This is a genomic window from Hyphomicrobium sp. (assembly GCF_009026145.1).
In the GTDB taxonomy this organism is placed as follows: domain Bacteria; phylum Pseudomonadota; class Alphaproteobacteria; order Rhizobiales; family Hyphomicrobiaceae; genus Hyphomicrobium_A.
Genome location: NZ_WBUE01000001.1, coordinates 91,680 through 111,729, shown reverse-complemented (window position 1 = coordinate 111,729; position 20,050 = coordinate 91,680). Strand labels below are relative to the sequence as shown.

Genomic DNA, 20,050 nt, shown 5'->3' with positions numbered 1-20,050 from the left:
AGACGTCAGTCGCGCTCGAGCGTGCAGGTGATGTCGAGGTCGGCGACCTCGGCTGCGAAATCTGAAAGCGCGAACAGTCCGAAGCATGGCATGGCGCCGGGTGGAGGCCCTTCCCCGGCGACCAACCGCTTGGTGAGGATCACCGACGCCATGGCCGGCACGTAGGGGCCATCGCCGCTGCGCGCGATCAGGTGCCAGGTGAGCGTGCGGCGCTCGCGCTGGCCGTTGCGGCCGAGGATGCGCACGAACATGCCGCCCGCGTCGCTGCCGAGCATCGACAAGCGCCGCTTGGCGGCGAGCAAGGCAGGTGCGAGCGGGCTCAGATCGCGCACGAGCTTGGCGCGCACCAGCCACGATGCCGCCCACAGCCCCAGGTGAAACAAGCCGACCTCCAACCCGGCCGAGAAGCGCGCCGTCGTCAGCTGCGGATAGTTGAGCGGTAGCAGATCGAGGTCGGGAACCTCGACGTCGCTCATCCAGCGCGCGCCGATCTCCGGGAAGCGATGACGGTGGAGGCGCTGCCAGCCGTAGGTCGTGATCCATCGCCCTTGCGACCAAACGAGGATCGGCTTGCCGGCGGCACCGATGATGGACGCCGCCGTGGCGACGCCCGGATCGAAGCTGTTGCCGGGCGAGATGCCGATGTGCACTTCTTCGAGCCGGGCGAGCCTCTCCGCCATGTGGCGCACGGCTGCCGACGACAGGCCGGGCACCGAGCTGGCGCCGCTGACGACGGTGACGTTCGCCGCCCGCGCCGGCGCATCGAGGATGGCGATGCCGGTGACGAAGGGGCGTGCATCGGCGAGATCGATGTAGTGGCAGCCTGTCGCGATGCAGGCGCGCGCCAAGTGGTAGTCCTGTGTTTGGAATGGCCCGGAGGCGTTGATCAGCACGGCCGGAGCCAGCGCCGCTATCACGGCGGCATCCGCGCGCGTTGCGTCGAGCGCCGCATACTCGAGGCGTGCACGCGCCGTAGCGGCGAGCGCCGATGCGTGTGCGTGCGCCTTGTCGGCCGCGCGTCCGGCGATGACGATCTCGAGATGCGGCTCGCGCGCCAGGCGCTCGGCCACGCGCGCCCCGAACGCGCCGTAGCCGCCGACGATGACGATGCGGTTCACGGCACCGCGCCGCGGCTAGGCGTGTTTCTTGGCGCTGACCTGGCTGGCGGGCACCGCCGGCGTCGGCACCGCTTCGGCCGGTGCGTGGTTGCTGGCCGAGATGCGATCCGACAGGGCGAGCAGCACGCTGGAGATGACGAACACGACGTGAATGATGACCAGCCAGAAGAGGTCGCGGTCGGACACGGTGCTGATCGACATGAACTGCTTCAGCAGCTGGATGGCCGAGATGGCGACGATCGACCCCAGCAGCTTGATCTTGAGAGCCGTGAAATCGATGGTGCCCATCCACTCGGGCCAGTCGCGGTGGCCGGTGTGATCGATCTTGGAGACGAAGTTCTCGTAGCCCGAGAAGATCACGATGACGACCAGCGACCCCGTCAGGGCGAGATCGACGAGCGCCAGCAGCCCGAGGATGACCTGCGATTCCGTGGCGCTAAATGCCGTCTCCGCGATGTGCACCAGCTCAAAGACGAATTTGATGAGCAGCACGAACAGCGACAGCGCGAGGCCGAGATAGAACGGCGCCAATATCCACCGGCTGGCGAAGATTGCCGTTTCGATCAGACGCTCGGTTTGCCGGGGGATGGTGCGCAACATGTCGAAGACCCGCTGATTGTCGATTGCCGAAGCGTGTATGACATGCAGCGGGAAGCATCCGCAAGCGAGCGGCCCGGAGCCGTCTTCGGCCGCCGGGCGCTACCGCACTATTCGTAGCGCGAGCTGCGGAACTCGCGCCATTTGCGATCGTCTTCGGTGTGGCGCGCTTCGCGATGGACGCGCGCCTCGCCGCGGTACTCGCTGTGCTCACGACGGCTGCGCTTCTTGCTCTTCTTCGCGCTCTTGCTCGTGGATTTCTTCATCTTCTTCGGTGCGCGCGCCTTCTCGCGCTCGGGTTCCTCGATCTTGAGCGTCGCCTTGTGGGCGAGCTGCTCGCGCAGCGCTGCGTATTTGCGGCAGCTCGCCAAGGCGAGCGAGCACGGCAGCGGGCGCGTCAGCGTCTGGCTGACACCCGGGCGCTGCGTCTGCGGCGCAACCTGCTTCTCGAAGTTTTCGCCCAGCTTGTTGACGATTATCGCGGCCGCCGCCGGTCCCCCCAAATAGGAGGCCGTGCCGGCGATCGACGCGGTCTTGATCTCCGCCGTCTGCGGCTCGATCTTCGGCTGCTCGGCGACCCGCTTGTTGATGCTGGAAAGATCGGCGATCACCTGTGCCGTTTCCGGACACACCTCGATCGGGCCAGGGTTGAATCCCTCGAGACGGCTGGCGGGAGCGAAGCCGTAGCGTGTGCCGCATACGCTGACGCGCGGCGGACGCCGGGTGCGCTCGAAGAGGTCGTAGCCTTCCTTCAGGTTCTGCCAGAAGCCGTGCCACTGCGGAGCTTCGTACTTGGCGAGGTTGCCTTCCGTCATGCGAAAGGGAAACACATGCACCGGAATGTTCGGCTGGCCGGCTTCCAGGGCGTTGGTCGCGAGTTTGTGGACTTCGAGGCTGACGGCGTTGGTCATGGCGAAGCAGCCGATCGACGCGCAGCCGCCGTGGATGAGGATGTGCGAGCCCGAGCGCAGGTTGACCTTGTCGAACGGGTTCGGGTAGCCGATGTTGAGCGACTTGGGCCAGCGGGTTCCGGTGTGGAAGCTCTGCTCCATCGTGACGGTGTAGAAGCCCTCGGGCGCCTGCTTGTCGCCCTCCTTCAGCTTCGGCCCAAGCGTGCCCGACCAGTAGCAGATCGGGTAGGTGGCGAAGAGCGAGTAGTTTCCGTCCTCGTCGCCCGTCCACACCTCCATCTCGGATTCAGCCTTGAACACGCGGATGAAGACCGGCGCGTCGGACGCGACGTTCTGCTCGGCGAGGCGAGCCTCGAGCCGCTTCAGGTCCGGCGTGCCGGGAAGCGGCAGATTGCCGTCCGAATTCGCCCGCTTGCGTTCCAGGCGCAGCTCGGTGATGTCCTTGATGTCCAGCGAAAGCGCTGACGCGTTCCCGGCCTGTCCCAGGACGGCGGCAGCGGCGCACACGGTGAGAGCGGCGCGCCCAATATAAGCGATCGACTTCGTCATGCCGCCGGTTCTGCATAGCGCGTGCCAACCACCCCGGTGGCGAAGGGCTCGCGCCATGCGCGAATTGCTTCGGAAAGTGTTAGCATGTTGAACTCTCTTACTTCTTCTAGCTGGCGAAGGTTTGGCAGGTGAAAAATTGAGCAGCGAATGTCAACTGCGACTCACGTCGCAGGGCAGCTCACTTCGATGGGCGCGCTGCCGTCGCTGTCCCCAGTTGCAGGCCGAATTGCGTAGCGTCCATCGCAGACGCGGACGAGAGGTGGGACATGATCGCGCACAAAGGCGTCGTGTCCGGCCTGCAATTGCCGCCAAAAGCCGATGTTTGGGTTTGCTGCATGGCGTGACATATTTGTCTCCGTCATGCGGAACGGGAAAACCTGCACCTGTACGCGCTTTTGGCCACCAGCGAGGGCCGAAGTCAACATCGACCAGACTTCATCAATAACGCGGTCGGTCATGGCATAGCAGCCGATGGAGCGGCAGTCGCCGTGCACCATCAGCAGCGATCCCGTGCGCGCGTGCGCGCGATCGAATGCGTTGGGAAAACCGAGATTGAACGAGCGGTGGTACTGGCTGTTGGGATTGAGCGCCGCGCTATCCACGGTATAGAAGCCCTCCGGCGCCTGACGATCCCCCTGCTTGAGCTTGGGTCCCAAATTCCCCGACCACATGCAGATGGGATAGGTGGCGAACAGCTCGAAGCGATCGCCGCGTTTCATCCACATTTCCAGCTCGAATTCACGCTTGAAAATGCGCATGAAAACGGGCGCACCGAGCTTGAGGTTCCGGCTGGCGAGTCGCGCCGGCAGATTTTTCAGGTCGGGCGTGCCGGGAAGCGACTCTCCAGCCGAATATCTGGCCCAGTTGCTCGATTTCTGCGCATAGATCAGCTCGTCTTCGATCATTGCGAAGATCTGCGGCCAGAAGAGATAGGTGAGGCCGGCCACGGCGGCGAGCACGCCGAGGATCGTGATCGCGACGGGCCAGCGGCGTCTGTGGCGGGCAACCATCAGGCAAGCATGCCGGGCTTTGTTCGCGCGCGCAACGTGCTCGTGTGCGCGTTTGCCCGCGCAATGTCAGGAAGAAGCATGACTACTGCGCGAGGCCAAGTGCCGGCGTGCTGCCCGTCTCGATCGGTGCGCCAAGTCCGTAGGAGGGTTGGAAGGCGGTCTGCGCGGTCGCCGACGCCGGCGAGGGCTGTGGCGGCGCCACGTTGGCGAACTGGCGCGTCTTCGGCCCGGGGGCAGTGATGCGCTCCTCGGCGATTTGCTGCTCGAAAGGCTTCGGCGAGAACGGCTCGAACGTCGGACGCTGGAAGCGTGGGCAGCGACCGTCCGGGCGGATCGACGCGTTGGCTGGCATCTTGACGTTGACGACGTAGCGTCGCTCGCACACCGCAACGGTCGGCGGCAGGCGATACTTCTCGAAGAAGTCGTAACCCTGCTTCAGAGTCTTCCAGAACGGAACATTCGGGTCGCCCTGATAGCGCACCATGTTCGCTTCCGTCATGCGGAACGGAAAGGCGTGCACCTCGAAGCTCGACTGTCCGTTCTTCAGAGCTTCGCGCGCCAGCGAATAGATCTCTTCCATCAGCGCGTCGGTCATCGCGTAGCAGCCGACCGACTTGCACTTGCCGTGCACCATCAGCGCATCGCCCGTCCGCTGCAGCGCACGGTCATAGGCATTGGGGTAGCCGAGGTTGAAGGCAAGGTAGTACTGGGAGTTCGGGTTCATCTGCGAGGCGCCGACGCGATAGAACCCTTCCGGTGCCTGCTTGTCGCCGAGCGCCGTCTTCGGCCCGACGTTCCCCGACCAGTTGCAGATCGGATACGTCTTGAAATGATAGAAGCGGCCGTCGTCGCGCGCCTTCCAGACCTCGAGCTCGGACTCTTCCTTGAAGATGCGCACGAAGATCGGTGCGCCGGCGTCCATGCCTTTGCGCCCGAGCATGGACATGGTCTCCTTGCTCAGCGGCTGCTCGGCGGCGGGAATGGTGGGGGCGCTGCCGCCGCAGCCGGCGAGCGCGCAGGCACAAGCGGTCACCGCCACGGCAGCGAGAAAGCGGGCTCTCAAGCTCGAGCCAAGGATGATCAAACGTATACGCAGTGCCCCTGGCGCACGGTGACCAACGATCAAGCTGTAGACCTTAAGAATGGGTTAACGTTACGGGATTCTTAGCGGGAACGGATACTTGCACGTACCGCGAGGACTTTTGGTAACTACCCCGAGGATTGGACCGGAATTTGGCGGCAGCCGCTTTTTCAGTGGAGGCCGAAGAGGGTAAGCCCTTATAACGCCTGGCCGATTTCCATGAACCGCGTCTGCCGCTGCCGCCGGATCTCGGCCGGTGTCTTGCCGTCGAACTCGGACAACGCCCGCGCGATGGCATCGCCCGTCGCCTTCATAATTGATTCGCGGTCGCGGTGAGCGCCGCCCACCGGCTCGGTGATGATGACGTCGATGACGCCCAGCTGGTCGAGGTCCTGGGCGGTTATCTTCATGTTGGTGGCGGCATCGATCGCCTTGGCGGAATCGCGCCAGAGGATGGAGGCGGCGGCCTCCGGCGAGGCGACCGTATAGATCGCGTGCTCCAGCATCAGGATGCGGTTGGCCGTGGCGATGGCGATGGCGCCGCCCGAGCCGCCCTCGCCGATGACCACCGAAATCAGCGGCACGCCGATGTTCAGGCAGCAATCCGTGGAGCGGGCGATGGCCTCCGCCTGGCCGCGCTCCTCGGCGCCGATGCCCGGATAGGCGCCGGCGGTATCGACAAGCGTGATGATGGGTAGATTGAACTGCTCCGCCATCTGCATCAGGCGCACGGCCTTGCGATAGCCTTCGGGCTTGGCCATGCCGAAGTTGTGGCGGATGCGGCTTTCGGTGTCCGACCCTTTTTCATGGCCGATCACCATGACGGAGCGGCCACGGAAGCGGCCGAGACCGCCGACGATGGCCTCGTCCTCGGCAAAGTAGCGGTCGCCGGCCAGCGGCGTGAAGTCCTCGATAAGCGCGTTCACGAAGTCGAGGCAGTGCGGGCGCTCGGGGTGGCGTGCAACCTGCGTTTTCTGCCAGGGCGTGAGCTTGGAATAGGTGTCGACGAGGGCCGCGCGCGCCTTCTGCTCCAGCTTCTTGATCTCATCCGCGATTGAGACGGGGCGGTCCTCGCCTTCCAACGCGCGCAGCTCGGCCACCTTGCTTTCGAGCTCGGCGATCGGCTTCTCGAAATCGAGGTAAGTGCGGATGGGGGAACGCTCCAAAGGGATCCTCGCGTCGCAATTCCAGGGGATTGGCCCGGACAATCGCGCCGCCGCTTCCGATCTGTCAAGGCGACGCTGAGGAGCGTCTTAATGCGGCATTACGTGGCTTGCCGTGGCTCAGCGCTTCTTGGCCAGCGGGTGGTGCTCATGAACGAGCTTCTTCAACCGCTCCTCGAGCACGTGCGTATAAATCTCGGTGGTCGAGATGTCGGCGTGCCCGAGCAGCTGCTGCACCGAGCGCAGGTCGGCGCCGCGGTCGAGCAAATGGCTGGCGAAGGCGTGGCGCAGCACGTGCGGGCTGACGCGCTCGGGATCGAGGCCGGCCTCCTCGGCGACAAGCTTCAAGTCCTGGGCGAAGCGCTGGCGGGTGAGATGGCCCTGCGCGCTCTTGGAGGGAAACAGCCACGTGGTAGAGATGCGGCCCTCGCCCGTCGTTGCCGCGAGATAGCGGTCGAGCGCTGAGCGCGCCGCGGCGTTGAGCGGCACGAGGCGCTCGCGGCCGCCCTTGCCCTTGATGGTAAGCACGCGCGCATCGCCCGCGAGCACCGAGCGCGGCAGGGAGACGAGCTCGGATACGCGCATGCCGGTGGCGTACAGCATCTCGATGAGACAGTAGAGCCGCAGCGCGCGCAGGTGCTCGATGCCTTCGCCGGTCTCGGCACGGCGTGCGGCCGCGGCGATCAGCCGATCGACCTCGGCGACGCTGAGCGTCTTCGGCAGCGGGCGCTGCTTGCGCGGGCCAGCGTGACCGTGCGTCGGATCCGCGGCGACGTGGCCCTCGGCAACAAGAAACTTGTAGAGTTGGCGCACTGCGGAAAGGCCGCGGGCGCGCGTCGCCGCGCTCAATCCGGCGGTCGAAGCGGCGGTGAGCCAGCCGGCAATGTCGCTCGCTCGGGCGGCAACGAGGTCGGTGTGCCGCCCTGTAAGGAACGCGCTGTATTGCGCCAGATCGCGCCGATACGCCTCGATGGTATTGGCAGACGCTCCGCGCTCGATGCCGAGCATCTCTAAGAACGCATCGATGTGCCGCTGCGCTGCGCTCATGCTCGCCTCGGCCGGCGGGTGGGCGCCGGCGCTAGTGTCCTTCAGATCGCGAAATTCGTTCCGACATTGCCGCACACTGAGACGAATTTCGCGATCAGGACACTAGCCAACTTTATGATTCTAGTGTGGTTCAGATCGAGAAGTCCGCCTCACCCACCCAGCCGAGTGCGATCTGGGCGGACTTCTCGATCATCACACTAGTTGCTGATCGCCCGCGGCCAGGTGGCGAACAAGGCTTCGAAGCCGAGGTTGCGGGCATCCGCCTCGAGTCCTGCACGGCGCAAGGCGCGGATCGAATCACCGAGGGCGATCATATGCGCGCCTTCGGCCCCGTTGGGGCCCAGCGTCCTCATGGCGAGCAACACCGTGCGTCCGAACTCGCGCTTCTTAGCCGCATCCTGCAGCTCGGTGAGCACGCCGGTCTCCGGCAGATAGCCGCCGGCCGGCTGCGGCGTGCGGCTGGCCGCCTCCCACAGCGGGATGGGCACGCTATAGTGCAGTGCATCGAGGACGGTCGCCAGGCGATGCAGCAGCGTAGCATCGAGGCGGCCGCGTACGGCGAGCTCCTCGACGTGGCGCAGATCGTCCTCGCGGGTCGACGTCGAACCCTCGGCGATATCGATCAGCGCCAGCCAGTGACCGAGAACACCGTCGCCCGCCCTATTCGCCGAGCCGAATGCCGTCCACTCGCGTGCCTTGGCGTAGCTGCCCGCGGCCAGCGCCACCTCGACGCCGGTTTCCGCGTACCAGCCGATCTCTGGTGCGGCGACGATCGTGTCGGAAGCCGGCGCCGCCATGCGCAGGGCGGTGAGGTAGAAGCCGGCGCGCCGCGCCTCATCGAGGAAGGCGCGGATGAGGCGCACCTTTTTCTGCGGCGTGCGCTCGCGCTCGGCGGCGACGAACAGCCCTGCGCGCCGCCTTGGCGTATCGGTGCCGGCGGCATCCGAGATGACGGCTGCGGCCTCGGACAGACTGCGATAGATTTCGGCAAGCTGCTGCGCCGAGATGGCGTTGACTTGCACGGCAGCCTCGGCGGCTGCCAGCTTCCCGTCTGCATCGCCTTGCGCATCGAGCGCCAATGCCGCCAGCAGCGATGGCTCGGCCCTTTTCAGGACGTTCGCCGCATCGACAGCGCCCCCCGCGGCCTCGATGAGCCGGTAGTCGAGCAGCGAGATGGCTTGGTCGGGCGCGAGTTGCGGCTTGACGCCCATCGCCATGGCATCGAGCGCCTGTAGCCCCGGGCGTTCTTTGACACCCGCTTCGCGCGCCAGCTCGGCGGCCAGTCCGGCGCCCGCAGCATCGCCGGCAACGGCCGCGCAGAAGCCGGAGATGAGCGCGGCGTCGGCCTTGACCGGTTGCGGAAGCTGCGCCGGCGCGCCGCCACCGGCCTTCATCGTCTCGCATCCGCGATCCTGAGCGCCGAGCCCGATCTCGTTGCGAGCGGCGAGGATGGCGACGGTGGCATCGCCCGCCGGCATGGCCGAGAGTGCACGCGCGGCATCCTCGAGCAAACCCGAGCGGTAAAGAACCTCGAGGCGGAGGGCGAGAAACTGCTGGTCGGTGACGCCGCCCTCGGGCGGCGTCACGTTCGACGTTATGAGGCGCAGCCACAACTGATGCAGTGCCGAGGAGCGCGGCGGAATATCGATCTCGGAGATGAGACGCTCGAGGGTGCGGACGTCGAGGCCCCGCCAGAGCTCATAGGGGAGCCCGGAGCCGTCATCAGCCATGACGGGGGCGAGGTCGCCACGTTCGACGGCGCTGCTGGCACTATCCCCGAGCGGGCGGATGACGCCGTCGGTCCCCCCGGCGGGCGAGCCAGGCGCCCGCTCCTGCGTGGGGGCTTGCCGCGCCGGCCCCCGGGCCGGGTTCTTGAAGGGATCGAACGGGCTCCAGTCCTGCGCTGTAGCGACGTCGGCGAGCAGCCCGATGCTCAATAGACCGAGGGCTGGGGCGGCCAGGGCTGCTAAGGGGAGGCGCTTGCGCATGGCGGCGGGGGATCACTCTGTACGCACCTTTACGCCGGGAACAGGCTTGGTGACGGTCCGCGGCTCGGGCTCGAATTTGGTGGCAAGAACATAAAGCGTGCCGGTAATGATGGCGCCGGCGGTGCCAACGATGAACAGAAACCGGAACAAGCTAGGCATTGGCTATCCCGTCCCCCTCGGCTTTGGTCACTTCGCAAGTTGGCGCCATTATGACTTGCACTCTGCGCTGATCCAAAGTAGGCGGCGCAGACGACGCGGGCAATTCTCGCCGCCGATGGCCAGGATGCAGGCTGTGGGCGACGGGGAGCCAGATTATCGGTCATCCGTCGATTCGGCTGCGACCGGAAGAGAAAGTAGATGTCAGACGCGCCATCGCTGCAGGCGATCCGCGCTGCCCTCGGGCAGCGATCGGTGGTGCTCGTCGGACTGATGGGCTGCGGCAAGTCGGCGATCGGGCGGCGGCTGGCGGCGAAGCTCTCGTTGCCGTTCGTCGATGCCGACGAGGAGATCGAGAAGGCAGCCGGCAAGAGCATCGAGGATATCTTCGCCGACCACGGGGAGCCGTATTTCCGCGAGGGGGAGCGTAAGGTGCTCGCCCGGCTGCTGCGCTCGGGCCCGCAGGTGCTGGCGACCGGGGGAGGCGCATTCATGAACGAGGAAACGCGCGCTGCCATTGCCGAGAGCGGTGTGTCGGTATGGCTGAAAGCGGAGCTGCCGCTATTGGTGCGCCGCGTCGGCAAGCGCGGCAACCGCCCGTTGCTCAAGGCCGGCGACCCCGAGGCGGTGCTGCAGAATCTCATGGCGACGCGCTATCCCATCTATGGCCAGGCCGACATCACAGTGGAGAGCCGCGACGTGCCGCATGAAATGATCGTCGGTGAGATCATCGAGAGCCTGGGCCAGGCGCTCGCCGCGCCGCCGGAGCTCGCCCGATGAGCGCTGTGACCGCGAGTCTCGCGCAGGTGCGCACCGTCAACGTGCCGCTGGGAAGCCGCGCCTACGAGGTTTTGATCGGGCCGGGCCTCATCGGACGCGCCGGCGCGTTGATCGGCGCGCGCCTCGGCACGGCCCGCTGTGCCATCGTCACGGACGAGAACGTCGCCCGCTTCCATCTGGGCGCGCTGGAAGCCGCGCTCGGTGAGAGCGGTCGGCTGGTCGGATCCATCACCCTCCCGCCAGGGGAGGCGACGAAGAGCTTTCGCCAGCTGGAGCCGCTGTGCGAGCGCCTGCTCGAGCTGGGGCTGGAACGTGGCGATCTCGTCGTCGCGCTGGGTGGCGGCGTCATTGGCGACCTGGCCGGCTTCGCGGCGGCGATCCTGCGGCGCGGCGTGCGCTTCGTGCAGATCCCAACCTCGCTGCTGGCGCAGGTGGACTCCTCCGTTGGCGGCAAGACGGGCATCGACACCCCACAAGGCAAGAATCTCATCGGCGCCTTCCATCAGCCGGGCCTAGTGCTCGCCGACACGGACACGCTGCGCACGCTGCCCGAGCGCGAGCTGCGCGCCGGCTACGCCGAGGTCGCCAAGTACGGCCTGCTCGGCGACGCGCCCTTCTTCGCCTGGCTAGAGCGCCACCATCCATCCGTGTTCGCGCTGGAGGCGGAGGTGCTGACACGCGCGGTCGAAACGAGCGTCCGGGCCAAGGCGGACATCGTTGGCCGCGACGAAACCGAGCAGGGCGAGCGCGCGCTGCTCAATCTCGGGCACACCTTCGGGCACGCCTTCGAGGCATGGTGCGGGTACTCCGATCGCCTCCTGCACGGCGAGGCGATCTCCATCGGCATGTGCCTGGCGTTCCGCTTCTCGGCCGCGCTTGGGTATTGTGACGCGGCCGCCGCCGACCGCGTCCGTGCGCATTTTGCGGCCGTCGGTCTGCCGACGCGCATCGGCGACATCCCGGGCGAGAAACCGGATATCGAGACGCTGATGAAGCTCATGGCGCAGGACAAGAAGGTGCGTCAGGGCAAGCTCACTTTCATCCTCGCGCGCGATATCGGCGAGGCGTTCATTGCCCGCGACGTGCCGGCCGACAAGGTGCGTGCCTTCCTCGCGGGCGAGATCGGCGCTTCTGGGCGCCGCTAACTTTCTCTAGCCCATCCTGTGCTAGGGTCCGCTGCTAATGCGGGCTTTGACGCCAATCCGCAGTCCGCATCGCGTTGGCAGGGCCGCTTCAATGCCCATCACACCTAGAAATCGCCATGTCCCTCGAGATCACTTTGACACTCCTCGCCGTTCCCATTCTGATCGTCCTATCGGCGATCTTCTCGGGATCTGAGACCGCCCTGACCGCTGCCTCGCGTGCGCGCATGCACACGCTCGAGCTAGAGGGCAATCAGCGCGCGCGCCGGGTGAACCAATTGCTGGCAGCGCCCGAGCGCATCATCGGGACCGTCCTGCTCGGCAACAACCTCGTCAACATCCTTGCCTCGGCGCTGACCACGAGCCTGTTGATCGGGTTGTTTGGCGAAGTTGGTGTGGTCTACGCCACCATTGTCGTCACGGCGCTGGTCGTGATCTTCGCCGAGGTGCTTCCCAAGACCTACGCGCTCGCCTTCCCCGACCGCGTATCGCTTGCGGTGGCCCCGCTTATGCAGTGGCTGATCGTCGTACTGCGGCCCTTGACTATGGGCGTCGGGTTCGTTGTGCGGCAGGTCTTGAAGCTCACGCCCAGCAAGCTGGACGACGAGGCGAACATCCTCGCCGCGCACGAGGAGATCCGCGGCACCATCGAGCTGCAGAAGATCGAAGGCGCCGTCGCCCGCCACGATGCGGACATGCTCGGCGGCGTCCTCGACCTGCGCGATCTGCAGGTCGCCGACATCATGGTGCACCGGACGAAGATGGAGACGATCGACGCCGACGACCCACCGCAGAAGGTGGTCGATGAGCTCCTGCGCAGCCAGTACACCCGCGTGCCGATCTGGAAGGACGAGCCGGAGAACATTGTCGGCGTGCTGCATACGAAGGATCTGCTGTCGGCGCTCGGCCGCTCCGGCTGGGATGTGACCAAGCTCGATATCATGAGCTTCGCCGTCGAGCCGTGGTTCGTGCCCGATACGACGCCGCTCAAGGGTCAGCTCAACCAGTTCCTGAAACGCAAGGCGCAGATGGCGCTCGTCGTCGACGAGTACGGCGAGGTGCAGGGTCTCATCACGCTCGAGGATATTCTCGAGGAGATCGTCGGCCAGATCGCCGACGAGCACGATACGCAGGAGGCGGCCATTCGCGTGCAGGCGGATGGGACCGTGAACGTCGACGGCACCGTCGCCATCCGCGACCTCAACCGTCACATGAGCTGGAACCTGCCCGACGAGGAAGCGACGACCGTTGCAGGTCTCGTCATCCACGAGGCGCAGACCATCCCCGAGCCGGGCCAAGTGTTCACGTTCTACGGGTACCGCTTCGAGATCCTGCGCAAGACGCGCAACAAAATCACTGCGCTGCGCATAAGCCCCGCAGCAACGATTGCAGCGCGGGCGGTCAAGCACTCGCGAGCGTCCTAAGCTGCGCCGCTCTCAGTCTGTTCAGATTAGGTTCAGGTGGCGGCTACAAACCTGGGCATGGATCTTTCAGGAGGATCCAGGACCTGCGTTGCCGACGGCAAAAAATGTTGCGGCAGCGCACGGAGAAAAAGGAGCTAACATGAAGAAGTTTCTCCCCCTTGCTGCCGTCGCGGGCGCGCTCGCTTGCGTCGTCGCCGTCGGTAGTGCCCAGGCCGCGCCGGCCTCCGGCAACATTCTCGGCAAGCTGACGACGGCCAGCGAAGCTGGTACGAGCGTCGAAAAGGCTGGCTACCGCCATCATCGCCGTTGGCATCATCACCGTTGGTGGTGGAAGAAGCGCCACTACCGGCGTCATCATCATCACCGCCGTCATCACTGGCACTAACGGCTGGGGACGGCGGCTAGCGCCGATGACCAGATCTCGCCTTCGCGTCTCGCGGGGGCGAGATTTTTTTCACTCAGGCCGGCTCTCCCGGGGCCAACGCCTTGATTGCCAGTGCATGCACCCCATCTTTCAGTTCATCCCGCAGCACATCATTGACGATGCGGTGTCGCTCGACGCGCGACTTGCCGGCGAAGGCTTCCGAGACGATCAGTAGGCGGAAGTGGCTTTCGCCTGTTTCGGGCGAGGAGGCGTGGCCGGCGTGCAAGTGCGACTCATTGACCACGTCGAGGTGCGCCGGCCTGAGGGCGACCATCAGCTTCTCGCGCATGCGTGTCTGCAAGCTCATTAGGGATCGCCTCATGCGGGTATGAAAAATAAGTGCGTTGCCGTTGCCCTCGATCGGCTTGTGTGGAAACGGCGGGCGGATCATACTTCACGTACAATGAAGCTCGACTCCAAATACTTCGACAGCATCCGCGTCGCACCCAAGCGCGAGCGCAGCGAGCCCGCGCGCGAGGAGCGCCACCCGCGCTGCCAGTGGAAAGGCTGCGAGGGAGCCGGCGATCACCGTGCCCCGCGAGGGCGCGGCAAGGACGGCCAGTACTACTTGTTCTGCCTGGAGCATGTCCGCCAATACAACGCGGCCTACAACTACTTCGACGGCATGAACGACGCCGAGGTGCAGGACTTCCAGAAAGATGCCATGACCGGCCACCGCCCGACCTGGAAGGTGGGAGTCAACGCGGCAGCGCCCGGGGCCGCCTCGGCGCAACCGGCGGCTGCCAACGGCGCAGCCGGGTTCAGCTTCCGCACGCTCGATCCGCACGCCTTCTTCGCGCGCCGTGCCAAGACCGCGCGCGCTCAGCCGGCAGAAAGCCGCCGACAGCTCAAGCCGCTCGAGAAAAAGAGCTTCCAGACGCTCGACCTGTCGGGTGAGGCGACGCGCGTCGAGATCAAGGCGCGCTTCAAGGAGCTGGTAAAGATTTACCATCCCGACGCGAACGGCGGCGATGCGCGCTCCGGCGACAAGTTGCGCGAGATAATCCAAGCCTATAACTATCTGAAGCAGGCGGGCCTCGTCTGAAATCCGGCATTGCCGCCGCGCCGATTTCTTCGCCCCGCCCCATTCCGAGGACACCGCGACAATGCGTGCGCAAACCCAGCCGGGTGCCGACGGCAAGCCGGCGAACCTTCCGGACATGAAGCTTTCGGTGCGCCAGGTGTTCGGCATCGACACCGAGCTGGAGGTGCCGGCCTTCTCGAAGGCGGACGAGCACGTTCCCGACCTCGATCCCGATTATCTCTTCAACCGGGAGGTGACGCTCGCCATCCTCGCCGGCTTCAAGCACAACCGGCGCGTGATGGTGCAGGGCTACCACGGTACCGGAAAGTCGACGCACATCGAGCAGGTCGCAGCACGCCTCAATTGGCCGTGCATCCGCATCAACCTCGACAGTCATGTCAGCCGCATCGATCTCGTCGGCAAGGACGCCATCGTCCTCAAGGACGGCATGCAGGTGACGGAGTTCCGCGAGGGCATCCTGCCGTACGCCCTGCAGAGCAACACGGCGCTGGTGTTCGACGAGTACGACGCCGGCCGGCCGGACGTGATGTTCGTCATCCAGCGCGTGCTCGAAGTCTCCGGCAAGCTGACCTTGCTCGACCAGTCGAAGGTGATACGCCCGCACCCCGCCTTCCGCCTGTTCGCGACCACCAACACGATCGGCCTCGGCGACACCTCCGGGCTCTATCACGGCACGCAACAGATCAACCAAGGGCAGATGGACCGCTGGTCGATCGTCGCGACGCTCAACTACCTGCCGCACGACGACGAGGTGAAGATCGTCCTCTCGAAGGTGAAATCGTTCGGCAAGAGCGACGGCAAGCGCAAGGCCGTGGCCAACATGGTGCGCGTTGCCGACTTGACGCGCAACGCTTTCATCAACGGCGATTTGTCGACGGTGATGAGCCCCCGCACGGTCATCATGTGGGCGGAGAACGCGGAGGTGTTCGGTGACATCGGCTTCGCCTTCCGCCTCACCTTCCTCAACAAGTGCGACGAGCTCGAGCGACCGATGGTGGCAGAGTTCTATCAGCGCAGCTTCGGCGAGGAGCTGCCCGAGAGTGCGGCCAACGTCGCGCTGAGCTAGTGGACGCATGTTGAGTGGCCCGAAGCGCAAGGAAGCACCGACCGAGCCGCTGAAGCGGGCCATAGGGCTGTGCGTGCGGGCCATCGCCGGCCATTCCGATCTCGACGTGGGCTTTGCCCCCGGCGCACCGGAGTATTCGCCCAAGCACGTGCAGCTTCCCGAGCCCTCGCGCGTGCCCTCGCAGCGCGAGATCGCCGTCATCCGCGGCTGGGCGGACAGTTTTGCGCTGACCGCCGGCTGCCACGACGTCAAGCTGCACAACAAGCTGGCGCCAAGCGCCGGTCCTGCCCGGCTGGTGTTCGAGGCGGCAGAGCGCGCGCGCATCGAGGCGCTGGGGGCCAACCGCATGCCGGGCATGGCGCGCAATCTCACGGCACGCATCGAGGACCAGTACGCGCACGGCCGCTTCGCGCAGGTGAAGACGCGGGCGGATGCCCCCCTCGAGGACGCGCTAGCGCTGATGATCCGCGAGCGCCTGACCGGGTTGCCGCCGCCTGACAGCGCCAAGGCCCTCGTCGACGTGTGGCGCGCCTCGATCGAGCAGCGTGGCGCCAAGGTACTAAAGCGGCTCGATACGCTGGCCGAGGATCAGGAGAGCTTCGGCCGTCTGCTGCGCGATCTGCTGCGCGCGCTCGAGCTCACCGAGGACAGCGTACAGGCTGATCGCGAGGAGAACGAGAGCGAGGAAGAGGATCAACAAGAGGGCAGCGACGGCGAGACCGAGACTGCCGAGGACGGCGAGCAGGGCAGAAGCGATCAGACGGGCGAGGAAGGCAGCGTCGACGGCGACATCAACGAGACGCAGGAATCGTCCGAGACGGCGAGCGCCGATGAGCTTGACAATATGCTCGACGAGCTCGGCCAGTTCGAGACGCCAGAGTCGTGGCGCCCCAACTTGTCGGTGCTCGATAACCCGGAAGCCTTCGGCTACAAGGTGTTTACGCGCGAGTTCGACGAGGAGATCGCCGCCGAGCAGCTGTCCTCTCCCGAGGAGCTGGAGCGGTTGCGCGCCTACCTCGATCGCGAGCTGCGCGCGCTGTCGAGCGCCGTTGCGCGCCTCGCCAACCGGCTGCAGCGGCGTCTACTCGCACAGCAGAACCGCGCCTGGGACTTCGATCTGGAGGAAGGCACGCTCGATGCCGCGCGCCTGCCGCGCGTCATCATCGATCCGATGCATGCTCTGTCCTTCAAGCGCGAGCGCGATACCGATTTCCGCGATACGGTCGTCACATTGCTGCTCGACAATTCCGGCTCTATGCGCGGCCGCCCGATCATGGTCGCCGCCTGCTGCGCCGATATCCTCGCCCGCACCCTCGAGCGGTGCGGCGTGAAAGTGGAGATCCTCGGCTTCACGACGCGCGCCTGGAAGGGCGGGCAGGCGCGCGAGCAGTGGCTCGCCGCCGGCAAACCGCAGGGGCCCGGACGCCTCAACGATCTGCGTCACATCATCTACAAGACGGCGGATGCGCCATGGCGGCGCGCCAAGCGCTCGCTGGCACTGATGATGCGCGAGGGGCTGCTGAAAGAGAACATCGACGGCGAGGCGCTCGCCTGGGCGCATCGGCGGCTTTTGGCGCGGCCCGAGCAGCGCCGCATTCTGATGATGATCTCCGATGGAGCGCCGGTCGATGACTCGACGCTTTCCGTCAACTCCGGCAACTACCTGGAGCAGCACTTGCGGCAGGTGATCGACGAGATCGAAATGCGCTCGCCCATCGAGCTCATCGCCATAGGTATCGGCCACGACGTGACACGCTATTATCGGCGGGCGGTGACGATCACCGATCCGAGCGAACTCGCCGGCGCCATGACCGACAAGCTCGTCGAGCTGTTCGAGGAGAAGGCGCGCGAACAGCGCCCGCGCGCCGGCCGACGGCGGAGGCATCTCCATTGAGCGCGCGCGTATTGCGGGGCAAGCAGCAGGGCCGGCGTCTGCGGTTTGCTGCCATCGCCGCCCTGGTGATCGCCGCAGGTGCCGGCATGGCGCTTGGCGACAACAAGCCGTCAACAACCGATCTGCGCACTGGCCCCATCGACGTCGAGGCACGCGCACTCGCTGGTTTCGACCGCCTGGACCGCGAGAAGACGCAATTCGGCAAGCTGACGTGGCGCGGCGGTCTCGTCCTCACGTCGCCGGCCAAGACCTTCGGCGGCTGGTCGGGTTTTGCCGTCGATGCCGATGGTAAAGGGTTCTTCGCCATCTCCGACGCCGGGGCGTGGATGTCGGGGGCCATCGCCTATGACGATCGGCAACGACCGACGGCGCTGACCTCGGTTCGGCTCGGCGCCATCCAGTCGAAGTCCGGGGATCCGCTGTCGCGCTCGCGCGACCGCGACGCCGAGGCGCTGGCATTGCTGGAGGGCACGACCCAAGAGGGCGGCGTGCTCGTCTCCTTCGAGCGCAAGCACCGCATCGTGCGCTTCGACATCGAGGCGGGTGAGCTGTCGCCGGCCGCGGCGAAGATAGCGCTGCCGAATTCGGCCGAGGAAATGCCGAAGAACGGCGGCATCGAGGCCATTGCCGTGCTGCGCGGCGGGCCCAACAGGGGCAAGCTCGTCGCCTTCTCCGAGCGACTGCGCGACGACGATGGCAATCACGTGGGCTGGCTTTGGGAGGAAGAGGATCGCCCCAGGCGCTTCAAGCTGACCAATGGCGGCGACTACAACGTTACCGACGCTGCGCCGCTGCCCGACGGCAGCCTGCTGGTGCTCGAGCGGCGTTTCCGCGCCAGCGAGGGGGTGCGCATCCGCTTGCGATTGGTCAGGCAGCAGCAGCTGCGTGCCGGGGAGACGATCGACGCCGAGACGCTTCTGGCCGCCGACGGCGGTCGCGAGATCGACAATATGGAAGGGCTCGCCGCGCATGTGGGAGCGGGCGGCGAAATCATCGTGACGATGATTTCGGATGACAATTTCAACCGCCGACTGCAGCGGACAATCCTGCTGCAGTTCGCCCTCAGCGCTGGCGATCTGGCGGCGTCGGGAAGCGGTCCGGAGGCGGCTAAGCCCTAGGCGGCGGGGCTAGCGGTCTTGGCGGCCTTCTGAATCTCGCGCTTCATCTTCAGGCAGCGCTCAGAAAGGCCCTCGTCGCTCGCCTTCAAGAGAAAGGCATCGAGGCCGCCGCGGTGCTCCACCGACTTCAGCGCGTGCGCCGAGACGCGCAGCCGGAACTTGCGGCCGAGCGCGTCGCTGATCAGCGTCACGTCGCAAAGGTTGGGGCGGAACTTCCGCTTGGTCTTGTTCTCGGCGTGGCTCCTCAGCTGCCCGGAAAGGGGCAGTTTGCCGGTCAGCTCGCAGCGCCTCGTCATCGTAAAGCTCCTTCGCCACCGCTCCCGTGCGGCGGGCGTCGTGCAAGGGATTGCGGGAAACAAAATGTCCCCCGCCGGCCGCGCCGGTGGGAGATTTGGCGGTGTCTATGCCCGACGCCCCCCATCTCGTCAAGGCGTCGCGGGTGCCCTGGGGTGTCCTGATGCTTGACGGGGCCGGTCAGCGGCGAGTGCCTAATGGGCCACAGATTCGACGTAAAACGCCACTATCCGCAGGCCTAAGAGAGTGCGCGTCGTCAAGGGCAACGGGGCATCATGACGTACCGGGTTCGGCCAGCGGCCAGGAGGATGCTCGCGGCGTTCGTTCCGGCCGCCCTCGTCGTTCTTGGGACCGCTCCGGGCGGCGCGGCACAGCGCGCTGGCAGCGGCCCGCTTCCCGCCAATGTCGATGCCGTCTACCGCATCAGCTTCACGGGGCTCGGCAAGATCGGGCACTTTCATTTCAACTCCGCGATCAACGGCGATGGCTACACGCTGGCGGCTGACGCCAAGATCGACACGGCGATCTTCGACTACAAGGGCAACATGAGCAGCAGGGGCGTCGTGACCTCTGCCGGGATCAGCGCCAGGCCGGCAGACTACGCGTTCCATTACCGGCAGAAGACATTCCTCAAGAAGAAGAAGATCAAGACGCTCAACATCGCCTTCACGGGGCCGGCGGTCAGCAAGGTGACGCCAGCCGATGAGCCCTCTCCCAAGACCGTCCCGGTCACACCCGAGCAGCTCAGGAACGTCCTTGATCCATTAAGCGGCGTCATGGCCCTGTCGCTCGCCAATGCCGCCAATCCCTGCGCCCAGAAGCTGCCGATCTATGACGGCAAGCAGCGCTTCGATGTCGTCTTTGCACCCTTGCGCCGCGCCGGTGCCGACCACGTCTGCAGCGTGCGGCTAGTGCCGATCTCGGGCCACAAGCCGGGAGAGGGAGCCGCCTCGGTGATCAAGGGCAACATCGAACTCGTCTTGCGCCCGGTGCCGAAGGCCAACGTCGTCATCCCCTACCGCGTCACCGTGCCGACCATCATCGGCACGGCCGAGCTCAACTCCGAGCGGGTCGACATCACCATGCCCGACCAGCAGCGCATCGCACTGCGTCGATAACCGGCGCGCAACCAACCTCGCAGCATCGCCAGCCGGCAGGAAGAAGATTACAATGCACGTCGTTTCGCGCGTGCCATCGGTAATCATGCCCTTGATCTCGGCGAACGTCTCTGCGATGCCATCGC

At 65.8% G+C, this 20,050-nt stretch carries 20 protein-coding genes; 9 read left to right on the top strand and 11 right to left on the bottom strand.

Features of this window, described 5'->3' with window-relative positions; all coding sequences use genetic code 11:
* Positions 1-5: 5 nt before the first annotated feature.
* The 9 genes from F9K20_RS00550 to F9K20_RS00510 form a co-directional block, all read right to left on the bottom strand.
* Positions 6-1,118, bottom strand: coding sequence for a saccharopine dehydrogenase family protein (locus F9K20_RS00550; protein ID WP_290996861.1), 1,113 nt, complete (start codon positions 1,116-1,118; stop codon positions 6-8).
* Between the two features lie 15 nt (positions 1,119-1,133).
* On the bottom strand, positions 1,134-1,718 hold the full coding sequence (locus F9K20_RS00545) for a TIGR00645 family protein (protein WP_290996860.1): 585 nt from the start codon (positions 1,716-1,718) through the stop codon (positions 1,134-1,136).
* Between the two features lie 107 nt (positions 1,719-1,825).
* On the bottom strand, positions 1,826-3,175 hold the full coding sequence (locus F9K20_RS00540; protein ID WP_290996859.1) for a L,D-transpeptidase family protein: 1,350 nt from the start codon (positions 3,173-3,175) through the stop codon (positions 1,826-1,828).
* A gap of 161 nt (positions 3,176-3,336) precedes the next feature.
* Positions 3,337-4,185 carry a murein L,D-transpeptidase family protein gene (locus F9K20_RS00535; protein ID WP_290996857.1) on the bottom strand — a complete coding sequence of 283 codons (849 nt, stop codon included), beginning with the start codon at positions 4,183-4,185 and terminating at the stop codon, positions 3,337-3,339.
* An 82-nt stretch (positions 4,186-4,267) separates the two neighbouring features.
* Complete coding sequence (locus tag F9K20_RS00530) at positions 4,268-5,248, bottom strand: murein L,D-transpeptidase family protein (protein WP_290996856.1); 981 nt, start codon at positions 5,246-5,248, stop codon at positions 4,268-4,270.
* Positions 5,249-5,463: 215 nt separating this feature from the next.
* Positions 5,464-6,417 (bottom strand): acetyl-CoA carboxylase carboxyltransferase subunit alpha, encoded by a 954-nt coding sequence (locus F9K20_RS00525; protein WP_290997120.1) that lies wholly within the window; start codon positions 6,415-6,417, stop codon positions 5,464-5,466.
* A 132-nt stretch (positions 6,418-6,549) separates the two neighbouring features.
* Entirely contained in the window at positions 6,550-7,476 is a 927-nt protein-coding gene (locus F9K20_RS00520) for a site-specific tyrosine recombinase XerD (protein WP_290996855.1), read from the bottom strand.
* 197 nt (positions 7,477-7,673) lie between these two features.
* Entirely contained in the window at positions 7,674-9,464 is a 1,791-nt protein-coding gene (locus F9K20_RS00515) for a hypothetical protein (RefSeq protein WP_290996854.1), read from the bottom strand.
* A gap of 12 nt (positions 9,465-9,476) precedes the next feature.
* Positions 9,477-9,623, bottom strand: coding sequence for a hypothetical protein (locus tag F9K20_RS00510; protein ID WP_290996852.1), 147 nt, complete (start codon positions 9,621-9,623; stop codon positions 9,477-9,479).
* A gap of 198 nt (positions 9,624-9,821) precedes the next feature.
* Between F9K20_RS00510 and F9K20_RS00505 the strand changes: the two genes are divergently transcribed.
* The 4 genes from F9K20_RS00505 to F9K20_RS00490 all read left to right on the top strand — a co-directional run bounded on the left by F9K20_RS00505 (position 9,822) and on the right by F9K20_RS00490 (position 13,351).
* The gene (locus F9K20_RS00505) at positions 9,822-10,400 is read left to right on the top strand and encodes a shikimate kinase (protein WP_290996851.1); all 579 of its coding nucleotides are present in this window, start codon (positions 9,822-9,824) and stop codon (positions 10,398-10,400) included.
* Positions 10,397-11,545 (top strand): 3-dehydroquinate synthase, encoded by a 1,149-nt coding sequence (gene aroB / locus F9K20_RS00500; RefSeq protein WP_290996850.1) that lies wholly within the window; start codon positions 10,397-10,399, stop codon positions 11,543-11,545. The genes F9K20_RS00505 and aroB overlap by 4 nt, the downstream gene beginning before the upstream one ends.
* Before the next feature lie 116 nt (positions 11,546-11,661).
* Positions 11,662-12,966: an HlyC/CorC family transporter gene (locus F9K20_RS00495; RefSeq protein WP_290996849.1), complete on the top strand. Its 1,305-nt coding sequence runs from the start codon at positions 11,662-11,664 to the stop codon at positions 12,964-12,966.
* A 139-nt stretch (positions 12,967-13,105) separates the two neighbouring features.
* On the top strand, positions 13,106-13,351 hold the full coding sequence (locus F9K20_RS00490) for a hypothetical protein (RefSeq protein WP_290996847.1): 246 nt from the start codon (positions 13,106-13,108) through the stop codon (positions 13,349-13,351).
* A gap of 73 nt (positions 13,352-13,424) precedes the next feature.
* Here F9K20_RS00490 and F9K20_RS00485 read toward each other — a convergent pair whose 3' ends face one another.
* Positions 13,425-13,697 (bottom strand): BolA family transcriptional regulator, encoded by a 273-nt coding sequence (locus F9K20_RS00485; RefSeq protein ID WP_290996846.1) that lies wholly within the window; start codon positions 13,695-13,697, stop codon positions 13,425-13,427.
* Positions 13,698-13,793: 96 nt separating this feature from the next.
* Between F9K20_RS00485 and F9K20_RS00480 the strand changes: the two genes are divergently transcribed.
* The 4 genes from F9K20_RS00480 to F9K20_RS00465 all read left to right on the top strand — a co-directional run bounded on the left by F9K20_RS00480 (position 13,794) and on the right by F9K20_RS00465 (position 18,513).
* A complete protein-coding gene (locus F9K20_RS00480) occupies positions 13,794-14,435 on the top strand; it encodes a DnaJ domain-containing protein (protein WP_290996844.1) in 642 nt (213 codons plus the stop codon).
* Between the two features lie 61 nt (positions 14,436-14,496).
* A complete protein-coding gene (gene cobS, locus F9K20_RS00475; protein WP_290996842.1) occupies positions 14,497-15,501 on the top strand; it encodes a cobaltochelatase subunit CobS in 1,005 nt (334 codons plus the stop codon).
* 7 nt (positions 15,502-15,508) lie between these two features.
* Positions 15,509-17,395, top strand: coding sequence for a cobaltochelatase subunit CobT (gene cobT / locus F9K20_RS00470; protein WP_290996841.1), 1,887 nt, complete (start codon positions 15,509-15,511; stop codon positions 17,393-17,395).
* Positions 17,392-18,513 carry an esterase-like activity of phytase family protein gene (locus tag F9K20_RS00465; protein WP_290996840.1) on the top strand — a complete coding sequence of 374 codons (1,122 nt, stop codon included), beginning with the start codon at positions 17,392-17,394 and terminating at the stop codon, positions 18,511-18,513. The genes cobT and F9K20_RS00465 overlap by 4 nt, the downstream gene beginning before the upstream one ends.
* Here F9K20_RS00465 and rpmB read toward each other — a convergent pair.
* Entirely contained in the window at positions 18,510-18,809 is a 300-nt protein-coding gene (gene rpmB, locus F9K20_RS00460; RefSeq protein ID WP_290996839.1) for a 50S ribosomal protein L28, read from the bottom strand. The genes F9K20_RS00465 and rpmB overlap by 4 nt on opposite strands.
* Before the next feature lie 273 nt (positions 18,810-19,082).
* Here rpmB and F9K20_RS00455 point away from each other — a divergent pair, with 273 nt between their 5' ends.
* Positions 19,083-19,925 (top strand): DUF3108 domain-containing protein, encoded by an 843-nt coding sequence (locus tag F9K20_RS00455; RefSeq protein ID WP_290996838.1) that lies wholly within the window; start codon positions 19,083-19,085, stop codon positions 19,923-19,925.
* Positions 19,926-20,050 lie beyond the last annotated feature (125 nt).

Coding starts and splice junctions, on each gene's coding strand:
- F9K20_RS00455 (WP_290996838.1), top strand. CDS start 19,083: ATGACGTACCGGGTTCGGCCAGCGGCCAGGAGGATGCTCGCGGCGTTC.
- F9K20_RS00485 (WP_290996846.1), bottom strand. CDS start 13,697: ATGAGCTTGCAGACACGCATGCGCGAGAAGCTGATGGTCGCCCTCAGG.
- F9K20_RS00490 (WP_290996847.1), top strand. CDS start 13,106: ATGAAGAAGTTTCTCCCCCTTGCTGCCGTCGCGGGCGCGCTCGCTTGC.
- cobS (WP_290996842.1), top strand. CDS start 14,497: ATGCGTGCGCAAACCCAGCCGGGTGCCGACGGCAAGCCGGCGAACCTT.
- rpmB (WP_290996839.1), bottom strand. CDS start 18,809: ATGACGAGGCGCTGCGAGCTGACCGGCAAACTGCCCCTTTCCGGGCAG.
- F9K20_RS00515 (WP_290996854.1), bottom strand. CDS start 9,464: ATGCGCAAGCGCCTCCCCTTAGCAGCCCTGGCCGCCCCAGCCCTCGGT.
- F9K20_RS00495 (WP_290996849.1), top strand. CDS start 11,662: ATGTCCCTCGAGATCACTTTGACACTCCTCGCCGTTCCCATTCTGATC.
- F9K20_RS00545 (WP_290996860.1), bottom strand. CDS start 1,718: ATGTTGCGCACCATCCCCCGGCAAACCGAGCGTCTGATCGAAACGGCA.
- F9K20_RS00520 (WP_290996855.1), bottom strand. CDS start 7,476: ATGAGCGCAGCGCAGCGGCACATCGATGCGTTCTTAGAGATGCTCGGC.
- cobT (WP_290996841.1), top strand. CDS start 15,509: ATGTTGAGTGGCCCGAAGCGCAAGGAAGCACCGACCGAGCCGCTGAAG.
- F9K20_RS00540 (WP_290996859.1), bottom strand. CDS start 3,175: ATGACGAAGTCGATCGCTTATATTGGGCGCGCCGCTCTCACCGTGTGC.
- F9K20_RS00535 (WP_290996857.1), bottom strand. CDS start 4,185: ATGGTTGCCCGCCACAGACGCCGCTGGCCCGTCGCGATCACGATCCTC.
- F9K20_RS00510 (WP_290996852.1), bottom strand. CDS start 9,623: ATGCCTAGCTTGTTCCGGTTTCTGTTCATCGTTGGCACCGCCGGCGCC.
- F9K20_RS00480 (WP_290996844.1), top strand. CDS start 13,794: ATGAAGCTCGACTCCAAATACTTCGACAGCATCCGCGTCGCACCCAAG.
- aroB (WP_290996850.1), top strand. CDS start 10,397: ATGAGCGCTGTGACCGCGAGTCTCGCGCAGGTGCGCACCGTCAACGTG.
- F9K20_RS00505 (WP_290996851.1), top strand. CDS start 9,822: ATGTCAGACGCGCCATCGCTGCAGGCGATCCGCGCTGCCCTCGGGCAG.